Source organism: Serratia sp. CY31944, from assembly GCF_052169175.1.
Taxonomy (GTDB): Bacteria; Pseudomonadota; Gammaproteobacteria; order Enterobacterales; family Enterobacteriaceae; genus Serratia; species Serratia sarumanii.
Genome location: NZ_JBJNLG010000010.1, coordinates 143971 through 166260 on the forward strand (window position 1 = coordinate 143971; position 22290 = coordinate 166260).

A 22290-nucleotide genomic window follows, 5' to 3' on the forward strand; every position below is an offset into this window, starting at 1 on the left:
TTGCCTCCCGAAAGGTTATGCCGCGACTTGCACGATGCCGTCGACCACCCGGCTGGCGAAGCTGGCGACGGAACGGCTGTCGTCTTCCAGACAGTGGCCGTCGTACAGGCGGAAATGCTGTTTCTTCAGCGGGCTGGCGACCCACAGCTCGCCCTGATGCTCGGCGATCAGGCCGCGCGACAGCACGCTGGCCTGGGCGAAAGGGTCGATATTGCTGATGGCGAACACCTGCTCGTCGGCATAGGGGCGGAACACCGCCACCTGCCGATCGCCGATCAGGGCGCACACGCCGGTGCCGGGCAGAATGTCGGCGACGGGAAAAACGGTAATCCACTGGCTCATGCGTGGCTCTCCTCGGTATCGATCAGGGTGACGGGAATGCGCTCGTCAGGGCGCGCCGGGCGGTGCTGGTCGCGTTCGGCCACCACCTGCACGTTCGGATCGCGCAGCGGGCTGTTGACGAAGTGGGCGAAGCGCAGCTGCGTTTCCGGGTGCTCGACGGTCTCTTTCCACTCGCAGATCACCGCATCGCGCAGGCGGGCGATCTCCGCTTCCAGCTGGTCGTTGATGCCGAGCTTGTCGTCGATGATCACCTTGCGCAGGTAATCGATGCCGCCTTCCAGGCTCTCCAGCCACACCGAGGTGCGTTGCAGCTTATCGGCGGTGCGGATATAGAACATCATGAAGCGGTCGAGGTAGCGCACCAGGGTCTCGCGATCGAGGTCGGCGGCCAGCAGATCGGCGTGGCGCGGTTTCATGCCGCCGTTGCCGCAGACGTACAGGTTCCAGCCGTTCTCGGTGGCGATGATGCCGACGTCCTTGCCCTGCGCTTCGGCGCATTCACGGGTGCAGCCCGAGACGCCGAACTTCATTTTGTGCGGGGTGCGGATGCCTTTGTAGCGATGCTCCAGCGTGACGCCGAAGCCGACGCTGTCGCCGACGCCGTAGCGGCACCAGGTGCTGCCGACGCAGGTTTTCGCCATGCGCAGCGCCTTGGCATACGCGTGGCCGGTTTCAAAGCCGGCGGCGAGCAGCTTGCGCCAGATGGCCGGCAGATCGTCTTTCTGCGCGCCGAACATGCCGATGCGCTGCGAACCGGTCATTTTGGTGTAGAGGTTATACTCCTTGGCGATCTGGCCGATGGCCAGCAGGCCGTCCGGGGTGATTTCGCCGCCGGCGGAGCGCGGGATCACCGAGTAGGTGCCGTCTTTCTGGATATTGCCGAGGAAGTTGTCGTTGGTATCCTGCAGCGGCGTATGCTGCGGCTTGAGGATGTATTCGTTCCAGCAAGAAGCCAGCAGCGAGCCGACGGTCGGCTTACACACTTCGCAGCCGTAGCCTTTGCCGTATTTGGCCAGCAGCGCCTCGAACGACTTGATGCCTTCGACGCGGATCAGGTGGAACAGCTCCTGGCGCGAGTAGGCGAAGTGTTCGCACAGGTGATGGTTGACCTCGATGCCTTGCTTGCTCAGCTCGGCGTTCAACACCTGGGTGAGCAGCGGGATGCAGCCGCCGCAGCCGGTGCCGGCCTTGGTTTCGGCCTTCAGCGCCGCCACGGTGTGGCAGCCTTTGTTGACCGCCTGGATGATGTCGCCTTTGCTGACGTCGAAGCAGGAGCAGATCTGCGCGCTTTCCGGCAGCGAATCCACGCCGATGGCCGGTTTGCTGCCCGCATGAGCCGGCAGGATCAGGCCGTCCGGGTTTTCCGGCAGCTCGATGCCGTTCAACGCCAGCTGCAGCAGGTTGCCGTAATCGCTGGTGTCGCCCACCAGCACCGCGCCGAGCAGGGTTTTGTTGTCGGCGCTGACCACGATGCGTTTGTAGACTTCTTTGCTTTCATCCAGATAAACGTAGCTGCGGGCGCCCTCGGTGCGGCCGTGAGCATCGCCGATGCCGCCGACGTCCACGCCCAGCAGCTTCAGCTTGGCGCTCATGTCGGCGCCCTGGAAGCCGTTTTCGCGGCCCAGCAAGTGATCGACGGCCACCTGCGCCATTTTGTAACCCGGCGCCACCAGGCCGAAGGTGCGATCGCGCCAGGCGGCGCACTCACCGATGGCGTAGACGTCCGGATCCGACGTCTGACAGCTGTCGTTGATGGCGATGCCGCCGCGGCGGCCAATCTCCAGCCCGCACTGGCGCGCCAGCTTGTCCTGGGCGCGGATGCCGGTGGAGAACACGATGAAATCCACTTCCAGCAGGCTGCCGTCGGCGAAATGCATGGTTTTGCGCGCGGTGCCGCCGCCGTTGACGATCTCCTGGGTATTTTTGCCGGTGTGTACTTTGACGCCCATGCGCTCGATCTTGCGGCGCAGCTGGTCACCGCCCATCGGGTCGAGCTGTTCGGCCATCAGCATCGGGGCGAACTCGATCACGTGTGTTTCCACCCCCAGACTTTTCAGCGCGCCGGCGGCTTCCAGCCCCAACAGCCCGCCGCCGACCACCGCACCGCGTTTGCTGCGGCGCGCGCAGGCTTCGATGGCGTTCAGGTCTTCGATGGTGCGGTAAACGAAGCAGTCCTGGCTATCCGAACCTTTAATCGGCGGGATCCACGGATAGGAACCGGTGGCCATGATCAGCTTGTCGTAATAGACGGTGCGGCCGGTGTTGGAGTGGATGACCTTCTCGTCGCGATTGATGGTGATGGCGCGCTCGCCGACCAGCACCTTCACGCCGTGTTTTTCGTAAAAGCCTTCGCGTACCAGCGACAGCTCTTCGGCGGTGTGGTGCGAGAAGTAGGAAGAGAGGTGCACGCGATCGTAAGCGATGCGCGGCTCTTCGCAAAATACGGTGATTTCGAACTGGTCTTTGTCTGCTTTATCCAACAGATCTTCGATGAACCGGTGGCCGACCATGCCATTGCCGACGACGGCAAGTTTGACTCTGCTCATTATTGCCTCAAAATTCTGGTTTCCTAGGCTTACCTTATCTCTCCCGATGGGCAATTTATTGATGCAAATCAATCACGCTCTCATATACCTCTAATGTGGTATATGGATGATTTTTCACGTTTTTTGATAAGTTGCGGATTTTATTCACCTTTAGCTGAAGCGAGTCAGTTTGCATGCAAACTACCCCGCAGGGAGTAAACGCAGGGGGTAGGCAGGCAACGGTGACTTTGTCAGCGCGATCCGCTGCCAGTATGATGAAGAAAACCAGCGCAACGGCAGAGGTGAAGGGTGGCGAAACGTCCATTGAAGTTTATCGATAACCTGCGTTTAAGCGGGCATGAAGGATTGTGGCAACTGGCGATTGAGCAGGGGCGCATCGCGCATCTGGTGCCGCAGCCGGAAGGGCAGGAGTGGCGCAGCGACGTGTTGGATGCGCAGGGCGGGCTGGCGCTGCCGGCGTTCGTCGAACCGCATATTCACCTGGATACCACGCAAACCGCCGGTCAGCCGGCCTGGAACCAGTCCGGCACGCTGTTCGAGGGCATTGAGCGCTGGGCCGAACGCAAAGCGTTGCTGACCCATGAAGACGTCAAACAGCGCGCCTGGCAAACGCTCAAGTGGCAGATCGCCAACGGCGTGCAGTATGTGCGCACCCACGTCGACGTTTCCGATCCCACGCTGACCGCGCTGCGCGCCATGCTGGAGGTGAAACAGGAGGTGGCGCCCTGGGTGACGCTGCAGATTGTCGCCTTCCCGCAGGAGGGGATCCTTTCCTACCCCAACGGCGAAGCGCTGCTTGAAGAGGCGCTGCGGCTGGGGGCCGACGTGGTGGGCGCCATTCCGCATTTCGAATTCACCCGCGAGTACGGCGTGGAGTCGCTGCATAAGGCGTTTGCGCTGGCGCAAAAATACGATCGGCTGGTGGATGTGCACTGCGATGAGATCGACGACGAGCAATCGCGCTTCGTCGAGACCGTGGCGGCGCTGGCGCTGAAGCTGGAGATGGGGGCGAAAGTCACCGCCAGCCACACCACGGCGATGCACTCTTACAACGGCGCTTACGCCTCGCGGCTGTTCCGCCTGCTGAAAATGTCCGGCATCAACTTCGTCGCCAATCCGCTGGTGAACATTCACCTGCAGGGCCGTTTCGACAGCTACCCGAAACGGCGCGGCGTAACGCGGGTGAAGGAGATGCTGGAGGCGGAGATCAACGTCTGCTTCGGCCACGACGACGTGTTCGATCCCTGGTATCCGCTCGGCACCGCCAACATGCTGCAGGTGCTGCATATGGGGCTGCACGTGTGCCAGCTGATGGGCTATGGCCAGATCGACGACGGGCTGAAGCTGATCACCAGCCACAGCGCGCGCACCCTTAACCTGAGCGACTACGGCCTGGCGGCCGGCAACAGCGCCAACCTGGTGATCCTGCCGGCGGAAAGCGGCTTCGACGCGGTGCGCCGCCAGACGCCGGTGCGCTACTCGATCCGCCAGGGGGCGGTGATCGCCGAAACGCGGCCGGCGGAAACCACGCTGCATCTGCAGCAGGATGAAACGGTGGATTTTCGGCGCTAAGGCGCAAAAAAAGGGCGCCTTGCGGGCGCCCCTGATGTCTTTGATGCGAAGAAATCAGTGCGTCACGTGGCCGTGGCTGCGGTGCTTGGTCACGAAGCCCAGCAGCAGGCACATCACGAACACCGCCAAATACAGGCCGTTGGCGGTGGTCAGCGCCGCGTGCGCGCCGCCTTTCGCCACGATCGGGCCGGTAACCACGAAGGTCAGCATGGTGCCGATGGTGCCGCAGGTCAGGATAAAGTTGACCAGCTTCGGCGAGGAGACCTTGGTCTGCAGCGAGCCGAGGGTGATCAGCGTGGTGTAGATGGCGCTGGAAACGAAGCCCAGGGCCATGATGTAGTAGCCCAGGTGCTCCGGGTTGTCGGTGCTGACGAACAGGTACATCGCGCCGGTAGCCAGTGCGGCCAGCACGGTCACGATGCGCTGCAGATCGAAGAAGCGCAGGATGAAGCTGAACACCCACATACCGACCATGTAAGAGGTCCAGAAGTCGCTCACCAGCTTACCGGCCTGGCCGATGTCCATGTTGAACGACTTGGTGGCGTACTCAGGCACCCACTGAATGAAGCCCAGCTGGCCGAGGATGTAGCACAGCGCGGCGATCGACAGGAACAGCACGCCGATGCCCCATTTTTCTTTCTCGACCGGCTGGCCGGCGTCGGCGCCTTTCTTGCCCAGCACCGGGAATTCGGAGCACAGGGTCAGCACGAAGATCCCCACGTACAGCAGGCCGATGCAGGCATAAACCCAGTACCAGCCGATATGGCGGGCCAGCAGCATCGCGGCGACGATCGGGAAGATCATCCCGGCCATGCTGAAGAAGGAGTCGGTGAACAACAGGCGCGAACCGCGCTGGCGGCCGGCATACATGTGGGTGATCAGGAAGGTGCCGATCGACATGGTGATACCGCTAACCACGCCGAGGATAAACATGCACAGCGAGAACATGGTCAGGCTCTTGCCGAGCATCAGCCCGGCGACCGCCAGCACCATCAGGACAAAGCCGAAGATCAGTTGACGCTTCAGCGGGATGATTTCCATCAGCCAGGCATTGAGGAAGATCGAAATCAAAATGCCGGCGTTGAGGAAAGTAAAGGTGTTGCTCATGCTGGAAACCGGCAGGTTAAAGTACTCTGCAATGTTTCCCATCACCATCCCTGTGACGATCACTAAAGCACCGGTCAGCGCGTACGAAAAGAAGCTGATCCAGGTAAGCCGTATGCGGTTACTGTCATTCATTGTATAGGCCTGAATATGTCTGTTAGAGGTTTTAACGCTGGCATAAGGCCGCTGGCTTTTCCTGGCAAACGCAGAAAAAAGTCCCGATCAGGCCACCAGGGGGCGGATCCTAGCACAGACAACGGGATTTTTTGTGATGGCTGTCGATTTTTTGATGTAACCCATGAAGGGCCGGTGTGCATTATTGTGATCTATTTGCGTACCGTCACAACGGAATCACGGTTGACGATCGTCGGCTCAAACCGGTGCGCCGGGGTGGCGGGGTCGATCAACCTGCGCGCCGCGTATTGGGCCATCTCGCTGATGGGAAAATGTACGCTGCTCAACGCCGGGCGCACGAAAGGCGCGCGTTCGCCGCTGTCGTAGCAGATCAAGGAGATATCCTGCGGCACCCGCAGGCGGTGTTCGTTGATCGCCAGCAGCGCGCCGATCGCCATCTCTTCGTTGCAGCAGTAGATGGCGCTGGGCTGCGCGGCTTGCCGCAGCAGCCGATCGGCGCAGCGGTAACCGCTTTCCAGATCGTAGACGCCCTCCAGGCAGGCCACCGGCTCGATATTCGCCGCCTGCATCGCCTCTTCAAATCCCTGCAGCCGCAGGCGGCTCGACGGGCGTTCACGCGGGCCGCTGATACAGGCGATGCGCCGGTGCCCGGCATCGAGCAGCTGCTGCGTCGCCATGCGGCTGGCGAGCGGGTGATCGAAGGTGACGCAGCGGTCTTCCAGCCCCGGCACCAGACGATCGAGCAACACGAAATCACGTTGCTCCGCCGCCAATTGGCGCAGCCGATCGTCGCTGAGAAAACGCACGTGCAGGATCACGCCGTCGCAGCGCAGGCTAAATAGCCGCTGCACCGCCTGCCATTCGTTTTCGGCGCTGTTGCGGCCCTGGGTCACCAGCAGCTGTTTGCCGTGGGATTCGGCCTCGGTCTGCACGAAGTCCATCAGCGCGCCGAAAAAGCCGCCGCGGTACGAGGTGGTGACCAGCCCAAGGGTATTGCTGTGGCTGGAGGCGAGCGCGCGGGCCGCCGGGTTGGGGGTGTAACCGAGCTGGGCAACGGCGCGTTCAACCTTCTCGCGGGTCGGCGCCTTGACATTGCTGTCGCCATTCACCACGCGCGATACGGTGGCGCGCGAAACGCCCGCCAGCGCCGCGACATCTTCCAGTGTCACCATCGTCCCACTCCTGAATTACGGCTAAAAAAATAGGTTCGGCGCGCCGAACCCCTGTCTGGCTGCGTATAGCCGCTTACCTGAACTGCGGCAAATACGGCGCGTTTATCGTCAACACCTCTTCCAGCAGCGGCTGCGCCAGGTTGGCGTTGCCCACCAACGGGTTGGCGATCAGTGCCAGCAACCCGCTGCGGCGATCGCCGTGCACCGCCGCCTCGATGGTCAGGCGTTCGTAGGCTTTCACCTGCTGCGTCAGGGCCTGCATCGGCTCCGGCAGCGGGCCGAAGGTCAGCGGGTGCGCGCCCTGAGCATCAACGATACAGTTGATTTCTATCACAGCATCGTCCGGCAGGCCATGGATAGCGCCGCGGTTTGCGGTGTTGACCACTAATTGCGTGCCGAGATTATTATGGATAGCACGAATCAGCTCCAGCGCAACTTCGGAATAGAAAGAACCGCCGCGGAAGCTGAGCTGCTCCGGTTTCGTGTTCAGCTGCGGATCGGCATACAGCTCGAACAGCTCTTTCTCCACCTGCATCACCTGCTCGGCGCGGGTGCCGCGCTCGCCGGCGGCGGCCATCTCTTCCGCCAGCATCTCGCGGGTCTGGTAAAAATAGCGGTGGTAGGGGCAGGGGATGGCGCCGAGCGCGCGCAGGAAGTCCGGCTGCCAGGGCTCTTCCTTGATGTTGTTCATGGTCAGCGCCGCGCCGTCGCACAGCATGTCGATCACCTTGGCGGTGACGTCGCGCCCCTGCTGCGTGACCTGATGCACCCAGACCATGTGGTTCAGGCCGGCGAAGCGCAGCTGCACGTCGGCGTAAGGCGCCTGCAGCATGTTGGCGATCATGTGATGCATGCTGATCGGCACGTTGCACAGGCCGATGATCTTCGCTTTGGTAAAGCGGGATACCGCCTCGGTGACGATGCCGGCCGGGTTGGTGAAGTTGATGATCCAGGCGTCCGGCGCCAGTTTTTCCACCCGGCGAGCGATGTCCAGCATCACCGGGATGGTGCGCAGCGCCTTGGCGAAGCCGCCGACGCCGGTGGTCTCCTGGCCGAGCAGCTGGTATTTCAGGCCCAGCCGTTCGTCGGCGGCGCGCGCCGGCAGTTGCCCGACGCGGAACTGGGTCAGCACGAAGGCGGTGCCGCGAATGGCGTCGTCCAGCGCGAAGTGCACGCTGACCTTCACCTGCTCCAGCCCGTGGCGCGCCAGCATGCGGCGGGTCAGGGCGGCGATGGTTTCCACTTTTTGCCGGCCCGGTTCGACGTCCACCAGCGCCAGCTCGGTGACCGGCAGCTCCTCGATGCGCTGGATCAGCCCATCGACCAGCTCGGGAGTGTAGCTGCTGCCGCCGCCGATCACGGCGATTTTGAGTGCGCTCATGGGCGGCCCTCCGTCTGCGACTGACGGCGATAGAGCTCGATCATGTCGTCGGCCAGATCCTGGATCACCATGGCGTTCATCAGATGATCCTGCGCATGCACGGTGATCAGGTTGATCGCCAGTTTGCCGCAGCCTTCGTCCAGGCCGATCAGCTCGGTCTGGATCAGGTGTGCTTTCTTCACCCACTCTTTGGACTCAGCCATGTGCTTGGCCGCGGCGGCGAAGTCACCGGCGCGCGCTTGCCGCAGCGCCGTCAACGCATTGCTGCGCGCGCTGCCGGAGAACACCAGCAGTTCCATGATGGTGCTTTCAAACTCGGGGCTGACTTCAGTCATCAGTTCACTCACGTCATTTCTCCAGGGGTTGCGCGGCGACGCCGCCGTGGGATGCTTCAGTATCCGCTCTTTTTATAATGAGAGCGCTCTCATTTATATAGAGTAACGGCAATCCGTGTGCAAACTGGGAGGCAGATCGCAAAAACCAACCCAGGGCGGCGCGGGGCAAAAAATGCGTGATGCGGTTGGCAAAAAAGCCTTCTGCGCCCATACTTTCCGCAGCAAAATTCAGGGCCGCCTAGGATATGTCCCGTAATTGGGTAAATATAGGTAAATGGCTGGTACTTGCCGATACAGCTCTTTAGAATCAAAGCGCTTTTCCGTTGTTTGTCTCTCAGAGAAAGGACCCGTTAATGTTCAAACGTACTTTAGTGACCTTCGTCGCGCTGTGTTCCCTCACAGCGATGGCGCCAGCCGCACTCGCCGCCGGTGAGACCCACGTCATGCTGACGACCTCGGCGGGGAATATCGAGTTGGCGCTCGACAGCCAGAAGGCACCGGTTTCCACCCAGAACTTCGTCGATTACGTGAACAGCGGGTACTACAACAACACCATTTTCCATCGCGTGATCCCGGGCTTTATGATCCAGGGCGGCGGTTTCACCGCTGACATGCAGCAAAAATCCACCAAGGCGCCGATCAAGAACGAAGCCGACAACGGCTTGCGCAACCTGCGCGGCACCATCTCGATGGCGCGCACCGCCGACAAGGACAGCGCCACCAGCCAGTTCTTCCTGAACGTGGCGGATAACGCCTTCCTGGATCACGGCCAGCGTGACTTCGGCTACGCGGTGTTCGGCAAAGTGGTGAAAGGCATGGACGTGGTGGACAAAATTGCCCAGGTGCCGACCGGCAACGTCGGCCCTTACCAGAATGTGCCGACCAAACCGGTGGTGATTCTGTCGGCCAAGGTGCTGCCGTAAGTTTTTTGGCCGATCCCGTTGGGGTCGGCCGCTCCTTCCTCCCGAAGCCTTGCCTTCATCACTGTTTTCTCCCGCGCCTCATGCTCTAATCGGCAGACAATAATCAGACCGGAAATCCGGCGTTCGCCCTTTGTTGTCTCTGGATGAGTAGCTGCCATGTATGAATTTAACCAGGTGCTGTTGCTGTTGCAGCAGATGTGCGTCTATCTCGTTATCGCCTATCTGCTGAGCAAAACCCCGCTGTTCATCCCGCTGATGCAGGTGACCATCCGCCTGCCGCACAAGCTGCTGTGCTACGTGATCTTCTCGGTGTTCTGCATCATGGGCACCTATTTCGGGCTGCACATTCAGGATTCGATCGCCAACACCCGCGCGATAGGCGCGGTCCTGGGCGGTCTGCTGGGCGGGCCGTCGGTGGGCTTTCTGGTCGGGCTGACCGGCGGCCTGCACCGCTATACGCTCGGCGGCATGACCGACGTGGCCTGCGCGATCTCCACGGTGTCGGAAGGCCTGGTCGGCGGCATCGTACACAGCATCGCCATGCGCCGCGGGCGCATCGAGCTGCTGTTCAATCCGCTGTTTGTCGGCGGCGTGGCGCTGGTGGCGGAAGTGCTGCAGATGGCGATCATCCTGGCGGTGGCGCGCCCCTACGACGAAGCGTTGCAGTTGGTGGAGCACATCGCGCTGCCGATGATGATCGCCAATACCGTCGGCGCGGCGATGTTCATGCAAATCCTGCTGGATCGGCGCGCGATGTTCGAAAAATACACCAGCGCCTTCTCTTCCAAGGCGCTGAAGATCGCCGAGCGCACCGAGGGCATCCTGCGGCAGGGCTTCGATCAGGAGAACAGCATGAAGGTCGCCCGGGTGATCTATCAGGAGCTGGGCATCGGCGCGGTGGCGATCACCGATCGCGACAAGCTGCTGGCGTTTATCGGCATCGGCGACGACCACCACCTGCCGGGCACGCCGATCGCCTCGGTGCATTCGCATCGCGCCATCGACAACAACGAGGTGGTGTACGCCGACGGCAATCAGCTCTCTTACTGCTGCTCGATCAATCCTGCCTGCAAGCTGGGTTCGACGCTGGTGATCCCGCTGCGCGGCGAAAATCAGCGGGTGATCGGCACCATCAAGCTGTATGAGCCGAAAAGCCAGCTGTTCAGCACCATCAACCGTACGCTGGGCGAAGGCATCGCCAGCCTGCTGTCGGCGCAGATCATGGCCGGACAGTACGAGCGCCACAAGCAGCTGCTGGCGCAGTCGGAGATCAAGTTGCTGCATGCGCAGGTCAATCCGCATTTCCTGTTCAATGCCTTGAATACCCTGGTGGCGGTGATCCGCCGCGATGGCGAACGCGCCTGCGATCTGGTGCAGTCTCTCTCGACCTTCTTTCGTAAAAACCTCAAACGTTCCGATGACGAAGTCAGCCTGGCGGACGAGATTGAACACGTGAATGCCTACCTGCAGATCGAGAAAGCGCGCTTCGCCGATCGGCTGGAGATCGCGGTATCGCTGCCGGAGGCTCTGTTGGCGGTGCGGCTGCCGGCGTTCTCGCTGCAGCCGATCGTCGAGAACGCCATCAAGCATGGCACCTCGCATCTGCTGGGCGTGGGCCGCATCGAAATCGGCGCCTGCTGCGAAGGGGAGCATCTGCTGCTGCAGGTGACGGACAACGCCGGGCTGTTTCAGCCGAAACCGAACTGCAGCGGGCTGGGGATGAATCTGGTGGATAAACGCATTCGCGTGCGCTACGGCGAAGGCTATGGCGTGCAGGTGGATTGCCGACCGGACGCCTACACCCGCATTACGCTCAATGTTCCCATGGAGAGGGCCGCCTGATGTTAAACGCACTGATTGTTGACGATGAACCTTCCGCCCGCGACAACCTGCGCCACCTGCTGGAAGCTGAAGCGGGGATCGCGATTATCGGCGAGTGCGCCAACGCCATTGAAGCCATCAGCCAGATCCACCGGCTGCAGCCGGACGTGGTGTTTCTCGATATCCAGATGCCGCGCATCAGCGGGCTGGAAATGGTCGGCATGCTGGATCCCAACCGCATGCCGCACATCGTGTTTCTGACTGCCTACGACGAATACGCGGTGCAGGCGTTCGAGGAGCACGCCTTCGACTACCTGTTGAAGCCGGCGGAGCCGAAGCGGCTGAGCAAGACGCTGCAACGCCTGCGGCAGCGCAGTGCGCCGCAGGACGTGACGGCGCTGGAAGAGAGCGCCGGTTACCTGAAATACATTCCCTGCACCGGCCACAGCCGCATCTATCTGCTGCGCTTCGACGAAGTGCTGGCGATCCGCTCCAAACTGAGCGGGGTCTTCGTGGTGCGCAGCGACGGCATGGAATGTTTCACCGAGCTGACGCTGCGCACGCTGGAAAGCCGCACGCCGCTGGTGCGCTGCCATCGGCAGTATCTGGTCAATCTGGAGCAGGTGCGCGAGATCCGCTTCGAAGAGGGAGGCGCGGCGGAGATGATCATGTCGGCCGGCGATCCGGTGCCGGTCAGCCGGCGCTATTTGAAAGCGCTGAAGGAGCAACTGGGGCTGCGGGGGTGACTATGCCGGCGGCCACCGACGGCGAGTATGCACGATGGCCAATACGATGACGCGTTGAGCCGCCCATTCATAGACCAGCAAATAGGACGGGGAGATGACCAGCTCGCGCGTACCGGCTATCCGCCCCGTTTTCCCGATGGCGGGATGATGCACGAGGCGTGCCGCCGCGTCAGCGATTTGTGCATCATTTTCTGCGGCGGCGGCCGGATTTTTAAGTTCCAACCATTCATAAATCGCCAGACGATCGGCGATGGCGGGTTCCGTCCATGTCAGTTTCACAAAAGTCCTTTTGTGTTTTATTGCGTTGATTTAGCTCTGCGTTCGGCGAAATAAGCGGCCACCTCTTCATCGTCGGCGAATTTGCCTTCACGCAACGCCTTGCGGCTTACTTCGACCTTTTCCTTTAACCACTGGTCGTACTCTTCCTGTTGCGCCTGGCGGCTGACAAACTCGCGCATGAAATCACGCAGCAGTTGCGAAGCCGTGCGATCGGCGGCCTTTGCCGCGCTGGCGAAAGCGGTTTTTAACTCTTCATCCACGCGGATTACCACGGTAGATTCAGACATGGTATTTACCTCGTATATACAGCGTAATGCTCACTATAGCACTGGTGCTTTATTGTTCAAGCAAAGGCGCTTTGACGCTAAGCGCAATCTGAATTCATCAGGCCCCGACGGCACCCATTTTGTTTGTCCTTGACGGGGTTACGCGGCGCTTATAGCTTTATTGCATCCACAGGCGCGTTTCGCGCCGCGTCAGCGTCAAAGGAACAGAAAATGAGTGAACCACGGATTATCGCCAAAGCGATGAAAGACGGAAAACCGGAGCAGGATCTGGTGATTTTGCCGGCGTTGGCCAACCGCCACGGGCTGATCACCGGGGCAACCGGCACCGGCAAGACGGTGACGCTGCAGAAAATGGCCGAACAGTTCTCGCGCATCGGCGTGCCGGTGTTCCTGGCGGACGTGAAGGGCGATCTGTCCGGCATCGGCGCCGAGGGCGTGCCTTCCGAGAAACTGCAGGCGCGCCTGGCGGCGATCGGCGTCAGCGACTGGCAGCCGCAGGCCTGCACCATTATCCCGTGGGATATTTACGGTGAAAAGGGGCACCCGATCCGCGCCACGATTTCCGATCTCGGGCCGCTGCTGCTGGGGCGCCTGTTGGATCTGAACGAGGTGCAAAGCGGCGTGCTGCAGCTGGTGTTCAAGATCGCCGATGACAACGCGCTGCTGTTGCTGGACATGAAGGATCTGCGCGCCATGATGCAGTTCGTCGGCGACAACGCCAAACAATTCCAGACCCAGTACGGCAATATCTCTGCCGCGTCGATCGGCGCCATTCAGCGCGGGTTGCTGACGCTGGAAGAGCAGGGCGCCGACCAGTTCTTCGGCGAGCCGATGCTCGACATCAACGATCTGATGAAAACCGACGCCAACGGCCACGGCGTGATCAACCTGCTGGCGGCGGACAAGCTGATCAATCAGCCGAAGCTGTATTCGGTGTTCCTGCTGTGGCTGCTGGCTGAGCTGTTCGAGCACCTGCCGGAAGTGGGCGACCCTGAACAGCCGAAGCTGGTGTTCTTCTTCGATGAGGCGCACCTGCTGTTCAACGATGCGCCGGCGGCGCTGCTGACCAAGATCGAACAGGTGGTGCGCCTGATCCGCTCCAAAGGCGTCGGCATTTACTTTGTCACCCAGAATCCGCTGGACATCCCGGACAGCGTGCTGGGCCAGCTGGGCAACCGCGTGCAGCATGCGCTGCGTGCCTTCACGCCGCGCGATCAGAAGGCGGTGAAGACGGCGGCGCAAACCCTGCGCGCCAACCCGGCCTTCGATGCCGAAACGGCGATCACCGAGCTGGGCGTGGGTGAAGCGCTGGTGTCATTCCTCGACGAGAAGGGCCGGCCGAACGTGGTGGAGCGGGCGATGGTGATCGCGCCGGAATCCAAAATGGGCATGCTCGGCGCGGAAGGGCTGAACAGTGCGATCAACAAGTCGCCGCTGTATGGCCGCTATGAGGATATGATTGACCGCGAGTCCGCTTACGAGAAGCTGTCGTCGGGCGGTTTTGCCACCGTCGGCACCCCGCAGCAGGGGCAGCAACCGCAGGCGCAACAGCAACAACAGCAGGCGGGCGGCGGCCTGATGGACGGCCTGAACGAGCTGCTGTTCGGTTCCACCGGCCCGCGCGGCGGCAAGCGCGACGGCATCGTCCAGACCGCTGCCAAGAGCATGGCGCGCGATCTCGGCCGCCAGATCCTGCGCGGCGTGCTGGGCTCGATCACCGGCGGCCGTAAAAAGTAAGCGGAAATTATCGTCGGCAGCGGCGGGTTAAATCAGTACACTGTGGCGGCATTTTTCTCTGCCGGACCTAACATGCTGCTGCTGATCGATAACTACGACTCCTTTACCTATAACCTTTACCAGTACTTCTGCGAATTGGGCGCCGAGGTGCTGGTGAAGCGCAACGATGAGCTGCAGCTGGCCGATATCGAGCGGCTGGCGCCGCAGCATCTGGTAATTTCCCCTGGCCCCTGTACCCCGAACGAAGCGGGTATCTCGCTGGCCGCCATTCGTCATTTCGCCGGCAAGCTGCCGATCCTCGGCGTGTGCCTGGGGCACCAGGCGCTGGGGCAGGCGTTCGGCGCCGAGGTGGTGCGCGCCCGCGCGGTGATGCACGGCAAAACCTCGGCGATTCGTCATCTGGGCGTCGGCGTGTTTCGCGGCCTGAGCGATCCGCTGACCGTGACCCGCTATCACTCGCTGGTGCTGAAAGCCGATACGCTGCCGGACTGTTTTGAAGTGACCGCCTGGAGCGAACGCGACGGCGTGCGCGACGAGATCATGGGCATCCGCCACCGCACTTTGGCGCTGGAAGGCGTGCAGTTCCATCCGGAAAGCGTGCTCAGCGAGCAGGGCCATCAGCTGCTGGATAATTTCCTCCAGCGTTAATCCCGATGCGTTTTTTTCGCTCGCCAGGCGTTTTGCGTTTGCGCTCGATTGGTTTTTTATGCATATTTCGTGATTATGTTTTCAATCTAACATTACGATAGCGCTGAAAAACCTTCAGGGTGGAGCCGAAAATGACTGAAAAATCCGCAGTGAGCCGCAGCACCTTTGACCAGGTGATCCTGCCTGTTTATGCACCTGCCCAGTTTGTGCCGGTGCGCGGCCAAGGCAGCCGGGTCTGGGATCAACAGGGAAAAGAGTACATCGATTTTTCCGGCGGCATCGCGGTGACGGCGCTGGGGCATTGCCATCCGGCGCTGGTCGAGGCGCTCAAACGCCAGGGCGAAACCCTGTGGCATACCAGCAACGTCTTCACCAATGAACCGGCGCTGCGCCTGGCGAGCAAGCTGATCGACGCCACCTTCGCCGATCGGGTGTTCTTCGCCAACTCCGGCGCAGAGGCCAACGAGGCGGCGTTCAAACTGGCGCGTCATTACGCCATCACCCGCCACAGCCCTTACAAAACCAAAATCATCGCCTTCTATAACGCGTTCCACGGCCGCACGCTGTTCACCGTGTCGGTGGGCGGGCAGGCCAAATATTCCGACGGGTTCGGGCCGAAGCCGGCCGACATCGTGCACGTGCCGTTCAACGATTTGGCGGCGGTGAAGGCGGTGATGGACGACCACACCTGCGCGGTGGTGATGGAGCCGATTCAGGGCGAGGGCGGCATTACGCCGGTCGACGCCGGCTTCCTCAAAGGCGTGCGCGAGCTGTGCGACCAACATCAGGCGCTGCTGGTGTTCGACGAAGTGCAAAGCGGCATGGGGCGCAGCGGCAAACTGTTCGCCTATATGCATTATGGCGTGACGCCGGACATTCTCACCACCGCCAAGGCGCTGGGCGGCGGTTTCCCGGTCAGCGCCATGCTGACTACCGAAGACATTGCGTCGGTGATGCAGGTGGGCACCCACGGCACCACCTACGGCGGCAACCCGCTGGCCTGCGCGGTGGCGGAGGCGGCGCTGGACGTGATCAATACGCCGGAGGTGCTGAGCGGCATCGAGCAGCGTCATGCGCTGTATGTGCAGGCTTTGCAGCATATCGGCGATAAATACGGTATTTTCACCGCGATTCGCGGCATGGGGTTGCTGATTGGCGCCGAGCTGACGCCGCATTATCACGGCAGAGCGCGCGACTTCCTCACCGCCGCCGCCGCGCGCGGGTTGATGATCCTCAACGCCGGGCCGAACGTGATCCGCTTCGCGCCGTCGCTGGTGGTGGAGCTGCAGGATATCGAGGCCGGCATGGCGCTGTTCGAGCTGGCGGTGCAGGATGTGATCAACGCCTGACGCCCGCGCGGCATATAACGGGGCGCGGCATGCCGCGCCCTTATTGATCGCGCAGTTTGCGCTTGAGCCAAATGCCGTGGTGCGGGCGCTGGCGCCAGGCCAGCGAAGAAATGGTGTGCATCACGCTCAGGTGCGACAGAATGCGCCGCAGATGGCGCTCCATCTCGGTAACGGGCATCTCCGGATGCAGATCCGGCGGCTGCATGATGCCGCTGTTGCCGCTGCTCGGGCCGTCGTATTCCAACCGCTGTTGGCAGCTTTGCAGCGCGATTTCACAGGCCTGCAGATACGCTTCCGCCAGTTTTGGCGTCAGCATGTAGTGTTCGCGCGCCAGAATGGTCATGGCGTTCAGGTGCTCGACGATGAACTGGCTATGCGTGACCCACAGCCGCATGTCCGCCAGATAGTCCGACGCGAATCCCGGCTCCTGCATCGCCTGATTGAGCGAGGTGAATAGCGCATTGTGCGCCTGGTTGACCTGCATGCGGGTATAGGCCAACGCGGTGGCGTCCGGTTCCGGCTGTTCCAGCATCAACCGCAGCGCGGTTTGATCGTGCTCCAGCGCCTGATGGGCATTCTTGCGCAGCAGCCCGCTTTGCCACTGCGGCCACAGCCAAATGGTGCCGCCGAACGCCAACACGCAGCCGATCAGCGTATCGATCAGGCGCGGCACCAGAAAATGCGAGCCGTTCAGCGCCAGCAGCTGCAGGGTGTAAACCGCCGTGACCGTAAAGCCAATCACCGACAGCCCGTAGTTCTTGCGCGAAACCAGGTAGGCCAGCAGCGTGATCACCAACATGATGCTCAGCGTTTCGCCTTCCGGCAACTGCAGCTGCAGCAGCCCGGCCGCCAGCAAAAGCCCGGCAATCGTGCCCAGCGCACGGTGCTGAATACGCACCCGGGTGGCGTTATACCCGTTTTGGCTCACCAGCATGATGGTGAGCAGGATCCAGTAAGGCTTCGGCAGATTGAACACCGCACCCAGGCTGCTGCCGACTGCCAGCGTCACGCCCAGCCGCGCGGCGTTGCGCAGGGCGGTGGACTTGAACGACAGATAGCTGGCCAGCGCCGGCCAAAACGGCAGGCGGTGCTGGCCGGGCATCAGGTCGCGGCGGTATAGCGGATGCTGGGTGCGCAGCAGGCGGGCGATGCGGCTGAAGTGGTAATAACAAAACTGGCCGACCGGGTTATCGGGATGCTGCGCCGCCATTTTTTCCAGCGCCGCCAGCTCGTGGGCCATGGAGAAGCGCTTCGAATGTTGATGATAGAGAATATCGTGCGCCACTACACGCAGCCGGCCGGCGATCACCTGAGCGTTGCGGCGAATGATCGCTTCGGCCTGGCTCTGCTCCACCAGTTTTTGCACCTCCTCCGGCAGATGCAGGCTGACGGTGATGTGCTCCTGCAGGTCCATCGCTACCTGAAAGGCGCGCTGCAGGCGCTTTTGCTCGAGGTTGTTGGCGTGCGGCAGGAAATTAAGCTGTTGGTACAACAGGCTGATCAGATCCATCACCTTTTGCTGGCGCACCAGCAGCGGCGGCAGCGCGGTTTGCGGATCGGTGTGCTGGGTCAGCAGCGAGTATTTGGCTTCGAAATAGTCCGCCAGTTCCAGGTAGAGCTGGCTCAGGGTCTCGCGCATCGGCTGCTCTTTCCACAGCTTGAACCAGAACCAGGTGAATAAGCCGTACCAGACGGTGCCGATGGCGTACAGCAGCGGCGCCTGCCAGAGAGGCACCGTGCCGGCCGTGCTGAGGGCGAAGATGGCGGCCACCAGCGCCGCTGGCAACAGCCGGGCGTGCAGCGGGCTGATTTCACCGGTGACGCCGAGCAGCAGCGCCAGGCCCAGCATCAGCGCCGGCAGCGGCACGTGCCACAGCAGCGCCTGTTGCAGCAGCACGCTGCTGAAGGCGAACAGCGAGCCGCCAACCACCAGCCGTTTAAAGAAGCGCTTATGCGGCGTGTCCAGACCGGCGATATTGCAGCAGGCGGGCACCAGAGAGAACATCAGGCCGAGCTGCAGCTGGCCTATCAACAAGCCGAACAGCACCGGCAGGCACAACACCAGCGTTTGTCGCAGTGCGTAGTTGATTTCCGGGTGGTAGATCAGGCGGCGCCACATGGCAGAGAGCAGATAAAAAAACGGCGCAGATTGCGCCGTTTCTTCAGGGATTAACGGGTGCCGTAGACGACAATGGTTTTGCCGTGGGCGGAAATCAGGTTTTGATCTTCCAGCATTTTCAGAATACGGCCAACGGTTTCGCGCGAGCAGCCGACGATCTGGCCGATCTCCTGGCGGGTGATCTTGATCTGCATGCCGTCCGGGTGAGTCATGGCGTCGGGTTGCTTCGCCAGATTCAGCAGGGTTTGCGCGATGCGGCCGGTAACGTCCAGGAAGGCGAGGTTGCCCACTTTTTCGGAGGTGACCTGCAGGCGGCTCGCCATTTGGGCGGACAGACGCATCAGGATGTCCGGGTTCACCTGGATCAGCTGGCGGAATTTCTTGTAGGAAATTTCGGCCACTTCACAGGCGGTTTTCGCGCGAACCCAGGCGCTGCGCTCCTGGCCTTCTTCGAACAATCCGAGCTCGCCGATGAAATCCCCCTGGTTGAGGTAGGACAGGATCATCTCTTTACCTTCTTCATCCTTGATCAGCACCGCGACGGAGCCTTTCACGATGTAGTAAAGCGTTTCGGCCTTTTCACCTTGGTGAATCAGCGTACTCTTCGATGGATATTTGTGGATATGGCAATGAGACAGGAACCATTCGAGAGTAGGGTCTGTTTGCGGTTTGCCGAGAACCATTCGCTGTTATCCTCTGTTGTTATCGCTGCCTTGTGTCACAGGGGTCAGAGTTCCCTGTAAAACCCGCCTGTAGCCGCAGTCATGAGCGAGGGCTACCGGCAAGTTTTGAGGCGTGTCATAAAAATACGCTGTCGCTCTAGCATATTAACTTGCCGTAAGCGCTGCAAGCTACATTCTGTTAACATACCGGTAAAGGAGCCTTTCTCTGGGCGTTTCCCTGAAATTCAGTGTCCCGGAAAGATTTATTGCGGCTCTGTTTGTAGCACAGAGTAAGGCGGGTGTCTCGTGTTGTCTCGCTTCAGCATGATTAGCATCAGGTTACGTTGCCTGTTTCTATGCGAAAGCGTACTCTGATTTTAAGAAATCAACCGGAGTGACCAGAATGCAGGCAAGAGTTAAATGGGTGGAAGGGTTAACGTTTTTGGGTGAATCGGCCTCCGGCCACCAGGTGCTGATGGACGGCAACGCCGGCGATAAAGCACCCAGCCCGATGGAGATGGTGCTGATGTCGGTGGGCGGCTGCAGCGCGATCGACGTGGTGTCCATCCTGCAAAAAGGGCGCAACGACGTGCGCGACTGCGAGGTGAAGCTGACCTCCGAGCGCCGCGAAGAAGCTCCGCGGTTGTTCACCCATATCAACCTGCATTTCATCGTTACCGGCCAGGACCTGACCGACAAGATCGTCGAGCGTGCGGTGAACCTGTCGGCGGAGAAATATTGCTCGGTGGCGCTGATGCTCAACAAGGCCGCCACGGTGACCCACAGCTTCGAGATCCGCCAACCGGCGTAATCGAGGCGGAGCGCGGCCCGGCGCCGCGCTCAACGCGTTTATTCGATCTTCTTGCCTTCCAGCAACCGCTGCACCAGCGGCGCCATGATCAGTTCCATCGCCAGCCCCATCTTGCCGCCCGGCACCACTAACGTATTGATGTGCGAGATAAACGAGCCCTGCAGCATCGCCAGCAAATAGGGGAAGTCAATTTGATCCAGCCCGCGGAAGTGGATCACCACGAAGCTTTCGTCCAGTGAGGGAATCGCCTTGGCGGCGAACGGGTTGGAGGTGTCCACCGTCGGCACGCGCTGGAAGTTGATGTGGGTGCGCGAGAACTGCGGCGTGATGTAGTTGATGTAGTCTTCCATCGAACGCACCACCGAATCCATTACCGCTTCGCGGGAGTGGCCGCGCTCGCCGGTATCGCGGATCAGTTTCTGGATCCATTCCAGGTTGACGATCGGTACCACGCCGACCAGCAGATCGACGTGGTTGGCCACGTCGTGGTGCTCGGTGACCACGCCGCCGTGCAGCCCCTCGTAAAACAGCACGTCGGTCGGCGCCGGCAGCGGTTCCCACGGGGTGAAGGTACCCGGCACCTGATTGTAGGGCACCGCTTCGTCGTAGGTGTGCAGATACTTGCGCGAGCGGCCGGTGCCGTTCTTGCCGTAGTCGATGAAGCTCTGCTGCAGCAGGCCGAAGTCGTTGGCCTCGGGGCCGAAATAGCTGATGTGTCTGCCCAGATCGCGCGCCTTGCGGATCGCCGCGTCCATTTCCGGCCGGGTGTAGCGGTGGAAGCTGTCGCCCTCCAGCTCGGCGGCGCGGATGTTGAGCTGTTGGAATATTTTGCGGAACGCCACGCTGGTGGTGGTGGTGCCGGCGCCGCTGGAACCGGTCACCGCGATAACGGGATGTTTGGCAGACATGGTGGTTGTCACTCCGTGTTGAATGCGCCGGCGTCAGGGGATTATTGTGGCTCTTGTTGACGCTCTCTATCTCGGGAAAAAATGGCGCGCGCTGGTTTGCAATGCCCCATTGTTACCTGATTTTTTCCGTCAGTCATAGAACCGATCGCCACTAAATTTCTTCCTGCCCGGCGCGGAACTGGCCGCGCGGCATGATGTTGACGCTCTCGTGCAGTTCTGACCACACCAGCACCACTTCGCCGTTTTTCAGCTGGCGGCGCACGTCCTCCACCTTCTGTTCCAGCGAGCGTTCGTGCTCGCCGTAATCGGTGCCTTCGCGCAGTACAAAAGATTCGATCAGGCTGTTGAGGGTGTCGGTTGCCAGTTCTTGCCAGGGAATGATCACGTCGGGATGTCCAGATAAGGGGAAAGCCAGGCCGGAATGCGATGCTCCAGCCACATGTATGGTTTTTTCAGCGTGCCGCCGACGAAGCCGACGTGGCCGCCGAACTCGGTCAGCTGATATTCGATATTGCGCGGCAGGCCGGCGACGTCGGGGATCACCTCAGGGGTCATGAAGGGATCGTCCTTCGCATGGATGATCAGCAGCGGCGTTTGGACAGCCGGCAACAGCGGCAGGGCGCTGCAGCGGCGATAATAGTCGGTGGCGTCACTGAAGCCGTGAATGCGCGAGGTGATGGCGTCGTCGAATTCGCGGATGCGCCGCAGACCGTTCAGTTGGGACAGCTTGAGCGGCAGGGTGTCCGGGTAGTGCAACAGCTTGCGGGTGGCGTTTTGTTTCAGCTGCCCCAGCAGGTAGCGCTGATAAACGCGGGAAAAGCCTTGCTCCATGCGGTAGGCGCAAGGCTCCAGCATCAGCGGCGCCGAGACCACCACCGCCGCCTGCAGCAGGCTGTCGGCGCCTTGCTGCGCCAGATAGCAGGCCAGCATGTTGCCGCCGAGTGAAACGCCGACCGCCGCGGTCGGCACCTCGCCGTAGCGGTCGCGCAGCCAGCGCAGGAAGAAGCGCGCGTCTTCGGTTTCACCGGAGTGGTAGATGCGCTGCTTGCGATTGGGCACGCCGCTGCAGCCGCGAAAGTGCATCACCACGCCGAGCCAGCCGCGCTCGCGCCAGGCGTTGAGCAGGCCATGCGCGTAGGGGCTGTAGAAGCTGCCCTCCAGGCCGTGGAACAGCACCGCGCGCGGTTTGTCGCGCGCCTGCGCCGGATCTTCGCTCCAGGCGAGATCGACGAAATCGCCGTCGGGCAATTCCAGCCGCTGCCAATGCGGTTTCAATAATACGCGGCGGCGCACCAGCCGCGGCAACAGCGTTTGCAGGTGCGGGTTACTGGCCCCGGTCAGAGGGCGAAAGGTGTTAGGCATAGGCTGAGTAAAATGTTGTGGGCGGCTATTGTGAGATCCCTAGCGCACTGT

General features: G+C 61.3%; 21 protein-coding genes. 8 read left to right on the plus strand and 13 right to left on the minus strand.

Annotation, left to right across the window (positions count from 1 at the left end):
* Nucleotides 1–15 precede the first annotated feature (15 nt).
* Together nirD and nirB are read right to left on the minus strand one after the other, a co-directional pair.
* Nucleotides 16–342, minus strand: coding sequence for a nitrite reductase small subunit NirD (gene nirD, locus ACJ8IN_RS12625; protein WP_308326090.1), 327 nt, complete (start codon nucleotides 340–342; stop codon nucleotides 16–18).
* Nucleotides 339–2888 carry a nitrite reductase large subunit NirB gene (gene nirB, locus ACJ8IN_RS12630; RefSeq protein ID WP_033636292.1) on the minus strand — a complete coding sequence of 850 codons (2550 nt, stop codon included), beginning with the start codon at nucleotides 2886–2888 and terminating at the stop codon, nucleotides 339–341. Before nirB ends, nirD begins: the two co-directional genes overlap by 4 nt.
* A 303-nt stretch (nucleotides 2889–3191) precedes the next feature.
* Between nirB and ACJ8IN_RS12635 the strand changes: the two genes are divergently transcribed.
* Nucleotides 3192–4460 carry a cytosine deaminase gene (locus tag ACJ8IN_RS12635; protein WP_202637660.1) on the plus strand — a complete coding sequence of 423 codons (1269 nt, stop codon included), beginning with the start codon at nucleotides 3192–3194 and terminating at the stop codon, nucleotides 4458–4460.
* A gap of 54 nt (nucleotides 4461–4514) precedes the next feature.
* Here the strand turns inward: ACJ8IN_RS12635 and tsgA are convergent, their stop codons facing one another.
* From tsgA to ACJ8IN_RS12655, 4 genes are all read right to left on the minus strand, one after another.
* Nucleotides 4515–5699, minus strand: a complete 1185-nt coding sequence (gene tsgA / locus ACJ8IN_RS12640; protein ID WP_033636290.1) for an MFS transporter TsgA — start codon at nucleotides 5697–5699, stop codon at nucleotides 4515–4517.
* Nucleotides 5700–5890: 191 nt separating this feature from the next.
* Nucleotides 5891–6871 (minus strand): LacI family DNA-binding transcriptional regulator, encoded by a 981-nt coding sequence (locus tag ACJ8IN_RS12645; RefSeq protein ID WP_047570266.1) that lies wholly within the window; start codon nucleotides 6869–6871, stop codon nucleotides 5891–5893.
* Nucleotides 6872–6944: 73 nt separating this feature from the next.
* Nucleotides 6945–8252 carry a 6-phospho-beta-glucosidase gene (locus ACJ8IN_RS12650; RefSeq protein ID WP_060428655.1) on the minus strand — a complete coding sequence of 436 codons (1308 nt, stop codon included), beginning with the start codon at nucleotides 8250–8252 and terminating at the stop codon, nucleotides 6945–6947.
* A complete protein-coding gene (locus tag ACJ8IN_RS12655) occupies nucleotides 8249–8587 on the minus strand; it encodes a PTS lactose/cellobiose transporter subunit IIA (RefSeq protein WP_033638609.1) in 339 nt (112 codons plus the stop codon). The genes ACJ8IN_RS12650 and ACJ8IN_RS12655 overlap by 4 nt, the downstream gene beginning before the upstream one ends.
* Before the next feature lie 353 nt (nucleotides 8588–8940).
* Here ACJ8IN_RS12655 and ppiA point away from each other — a divergent pair, with 353 nt between their 5' ends.
* From ppiA to btsR, 3 genes are all read left to right on the plus strand, one after another.
* A complete protein-coding gene (gene ppiA / locus ACJ8IN_RS12660; protein WP_033636286.1) occupies nucleotides 8941–9510 on the plus strand; it encodes a peptidylprolyl isomerase A in 570 nt (189 codons plus the stop codon).
* Nucleotides 9511–9666: 156 nt separating this feature from the next.
* The gene (locus tag ACJ8IN_RS12665) at nucleotides 9667–11352 is read left to right on the plus strand and encodes a sensor histidine kinase (protein WP_033636285.1); all 1686 of its coding nucleotides are present in this window, start codon (nucleotides 9667–9669) and stop codon (nucleotides 11350–11352) included.
* Nucleotides 11352–12077, plus strand: a complete 726-nt coding sequence (gene btsR / locus ACJ8IN_RS12670; RefSeq protein WP_047570270.1) for a two-component system response regulator BtsR — start codon at nucleotides 11352–11354, stop codon at nucleotides 12075–12077. Before ACJ8IN_RS12665 ends, btsR begins: the two co-directional genes overlap by 1 nt.
* Here the strand turns inward: btsR and ACJ8IN_RS12675 are convergent, their stop codons facing one another.
* Entirely contained in the window at nucleotides 12078–12356 is a 279-nt protein-coding gene (locus tag ACJ8IN_RS12675; RefSeq protein WP_308326088.1) for a type II toxin-antitoxin system RelE/ParE family toxin, read from the minus strand.
* A 17-nt stretch (nucleotides 12357–12373) separates the two neighbouring features.
* Complete coding sequence (locus ACJ8IN_RS12680; protein ID WP_033636282.1) at nucleotides 12374–12643, minus strand: hypothetical protein; 270 nt, start codon at nucleotides 12641–12643, stop codon at nucleotides 12374–12376.
* A 210-nt stretch (nucleotides 12644–12853) separates the two neighbouring features.
* Here ACJ8IN_RS12680 and ACJ8IN_RS12685 point away from each other — a divergent pair, with 210 nt between their 5' ends.
* From ACJ8IN_RS12685 to argD, 3 genes are all read left to right on the plus strand, one after another.
* Complete coding sequence (locus ACJ8IN_RS12685) at nucleotides 12854–14380, plus strand: helicase HerA-like domain-containing protein (RefSeq protein WP_308326087.1); 1527 nt, start codon at nucleotides 12854–12856, stop codon at nucleotides 14378–14380.
* A gap of 72 nt (nucleotides 14381–14452) precedes the next feature.
* The gene (locus ACJ8IN_RS12690) at nucleotides 14453–15028 is read left to right on the plus strand and encodes an aminodeoxychorismate synthase component II (RefSeq protein ID WP_033654864.1); all 576 of its coding nucleotides are present in this window, start codon (nucleotides 14453–14455) and stop codon (nucleotides 15026–15028) included.
* Nucleotides 15029–15159: 131 nt separating this feature from the next.
* Nucleotides 15160–16377, plus strand: coding sequence for a bifunctional acetylornithine/succinyldiaminopimelate transaminase (gene argD, locus ACJ8IN_RS12695; protein ID WP_033649310.1), 1218 nt, complete (start codon nucleotides 15160–15162; stop codon nucleotides 16375–16377).
* Between the two features lie 40 nt (nucleotides 16378–16417).
* On the opposite strand, the gene ACJ8IN_RS12700 is transcribed toward argD, so the two are convergent.
* Both ACJ8IN_RS12700 and crp read right to left on the minus strand, forming a co-directional pair.
* Nucleotides 16418–18496, minus strand: coding sequence for a YccS/YhfK family putative transporter (locus tag ACJ8IN_RS12700; protein ID WP_197772260.1), 2079 nt, complete (start codon nucleotides 18494–18496; stop codon nucleotides 16418–16420).
* Between the two features lie 50 nt (nucleotides 18497–18546).
* On the minus strand, nucleotides 18547–19179 hold the full coding sequence (crp, locus tag ACJ8IN_RS12705) for a cAMP-activated global transcriptional regulator CRP (RefSeq protein WP_004090925.1): 633 nt from the start codon (nucleotides 19177–19179) through the stop codon (nucleotides 18547–18549).
* 382 nt (nucleotides 19180–19561) lie between these two features.
* Here crp and ACJ8IN_RS12710 point away from each other — a divergent pair, with 382 nt between their 5' ends.
* On the plus strand, nucleotides 19562–19969 hold the full coding sequence (locus ACJ8IN_RS12710; RefSeq protein ID WP_004930372.1) for an OsmC family protein: 408 nt from the start codon (nucleotides 19562–19564) through the stop codon (nucleotides 19967–19969).
* 38 nt (nucleotides 19970–20007) lie between these two features.
* On the opposite strand, the gene ACJ8IN_RS12715 is transcribed toward ACJ8IN_RS12710, so the two are convergent.
* The 3 genes from ACJ8IN_RS12715 to ACJ8IN_RS12725 all read right to left on the minus strand — a co-directional run bounded on the left by ACJ8IN_RS12715 (nucleotide 20008) and on the right by ACJ8IN_RS12725 (nucleotide 22239).
* Nucleotides 20008–20877: a phosphoribulokinase gene (locus tag ACJ8IN_RS12715; RefSeq protein ID WP_033636275.1), complete on the minus strand. Its 870-nt coding sequence runs from the start codon at nucleotides 20875–20877 to the stop codon at nucleotides 20008–20010.
* 151 nt (nucleotides 20878–21028) lie between these two features.
* Nucleotides 21029–21262: a YheU family protein gene (locus ACJ8IN_RS12720; RefSeq protein WP_004930376.1), complete on the minus strand. Its 234-nt coding sequence runs from the start codon at nucleotides 21260–21262 to the stop codon at nucleotides 21029–21031.
* On the minus strand, nucleotides 21259–22239 hold the full coding sequence (locus ACJ8IN_RS12725) for a hydrolase (protein WP_033649307.1): 981 nt from the start codon (nucleotides 22237–22239) through the stop codon (nucleotides 21259–21261). Before ACJ8IN_RS12725 ends, ACJ8IN_RS12720 begins: the two co-directional genes overlap by 4 nt.
* Between the last annotated feature and the right edge of the window lie 51 nt (nucleotides 22240–22290).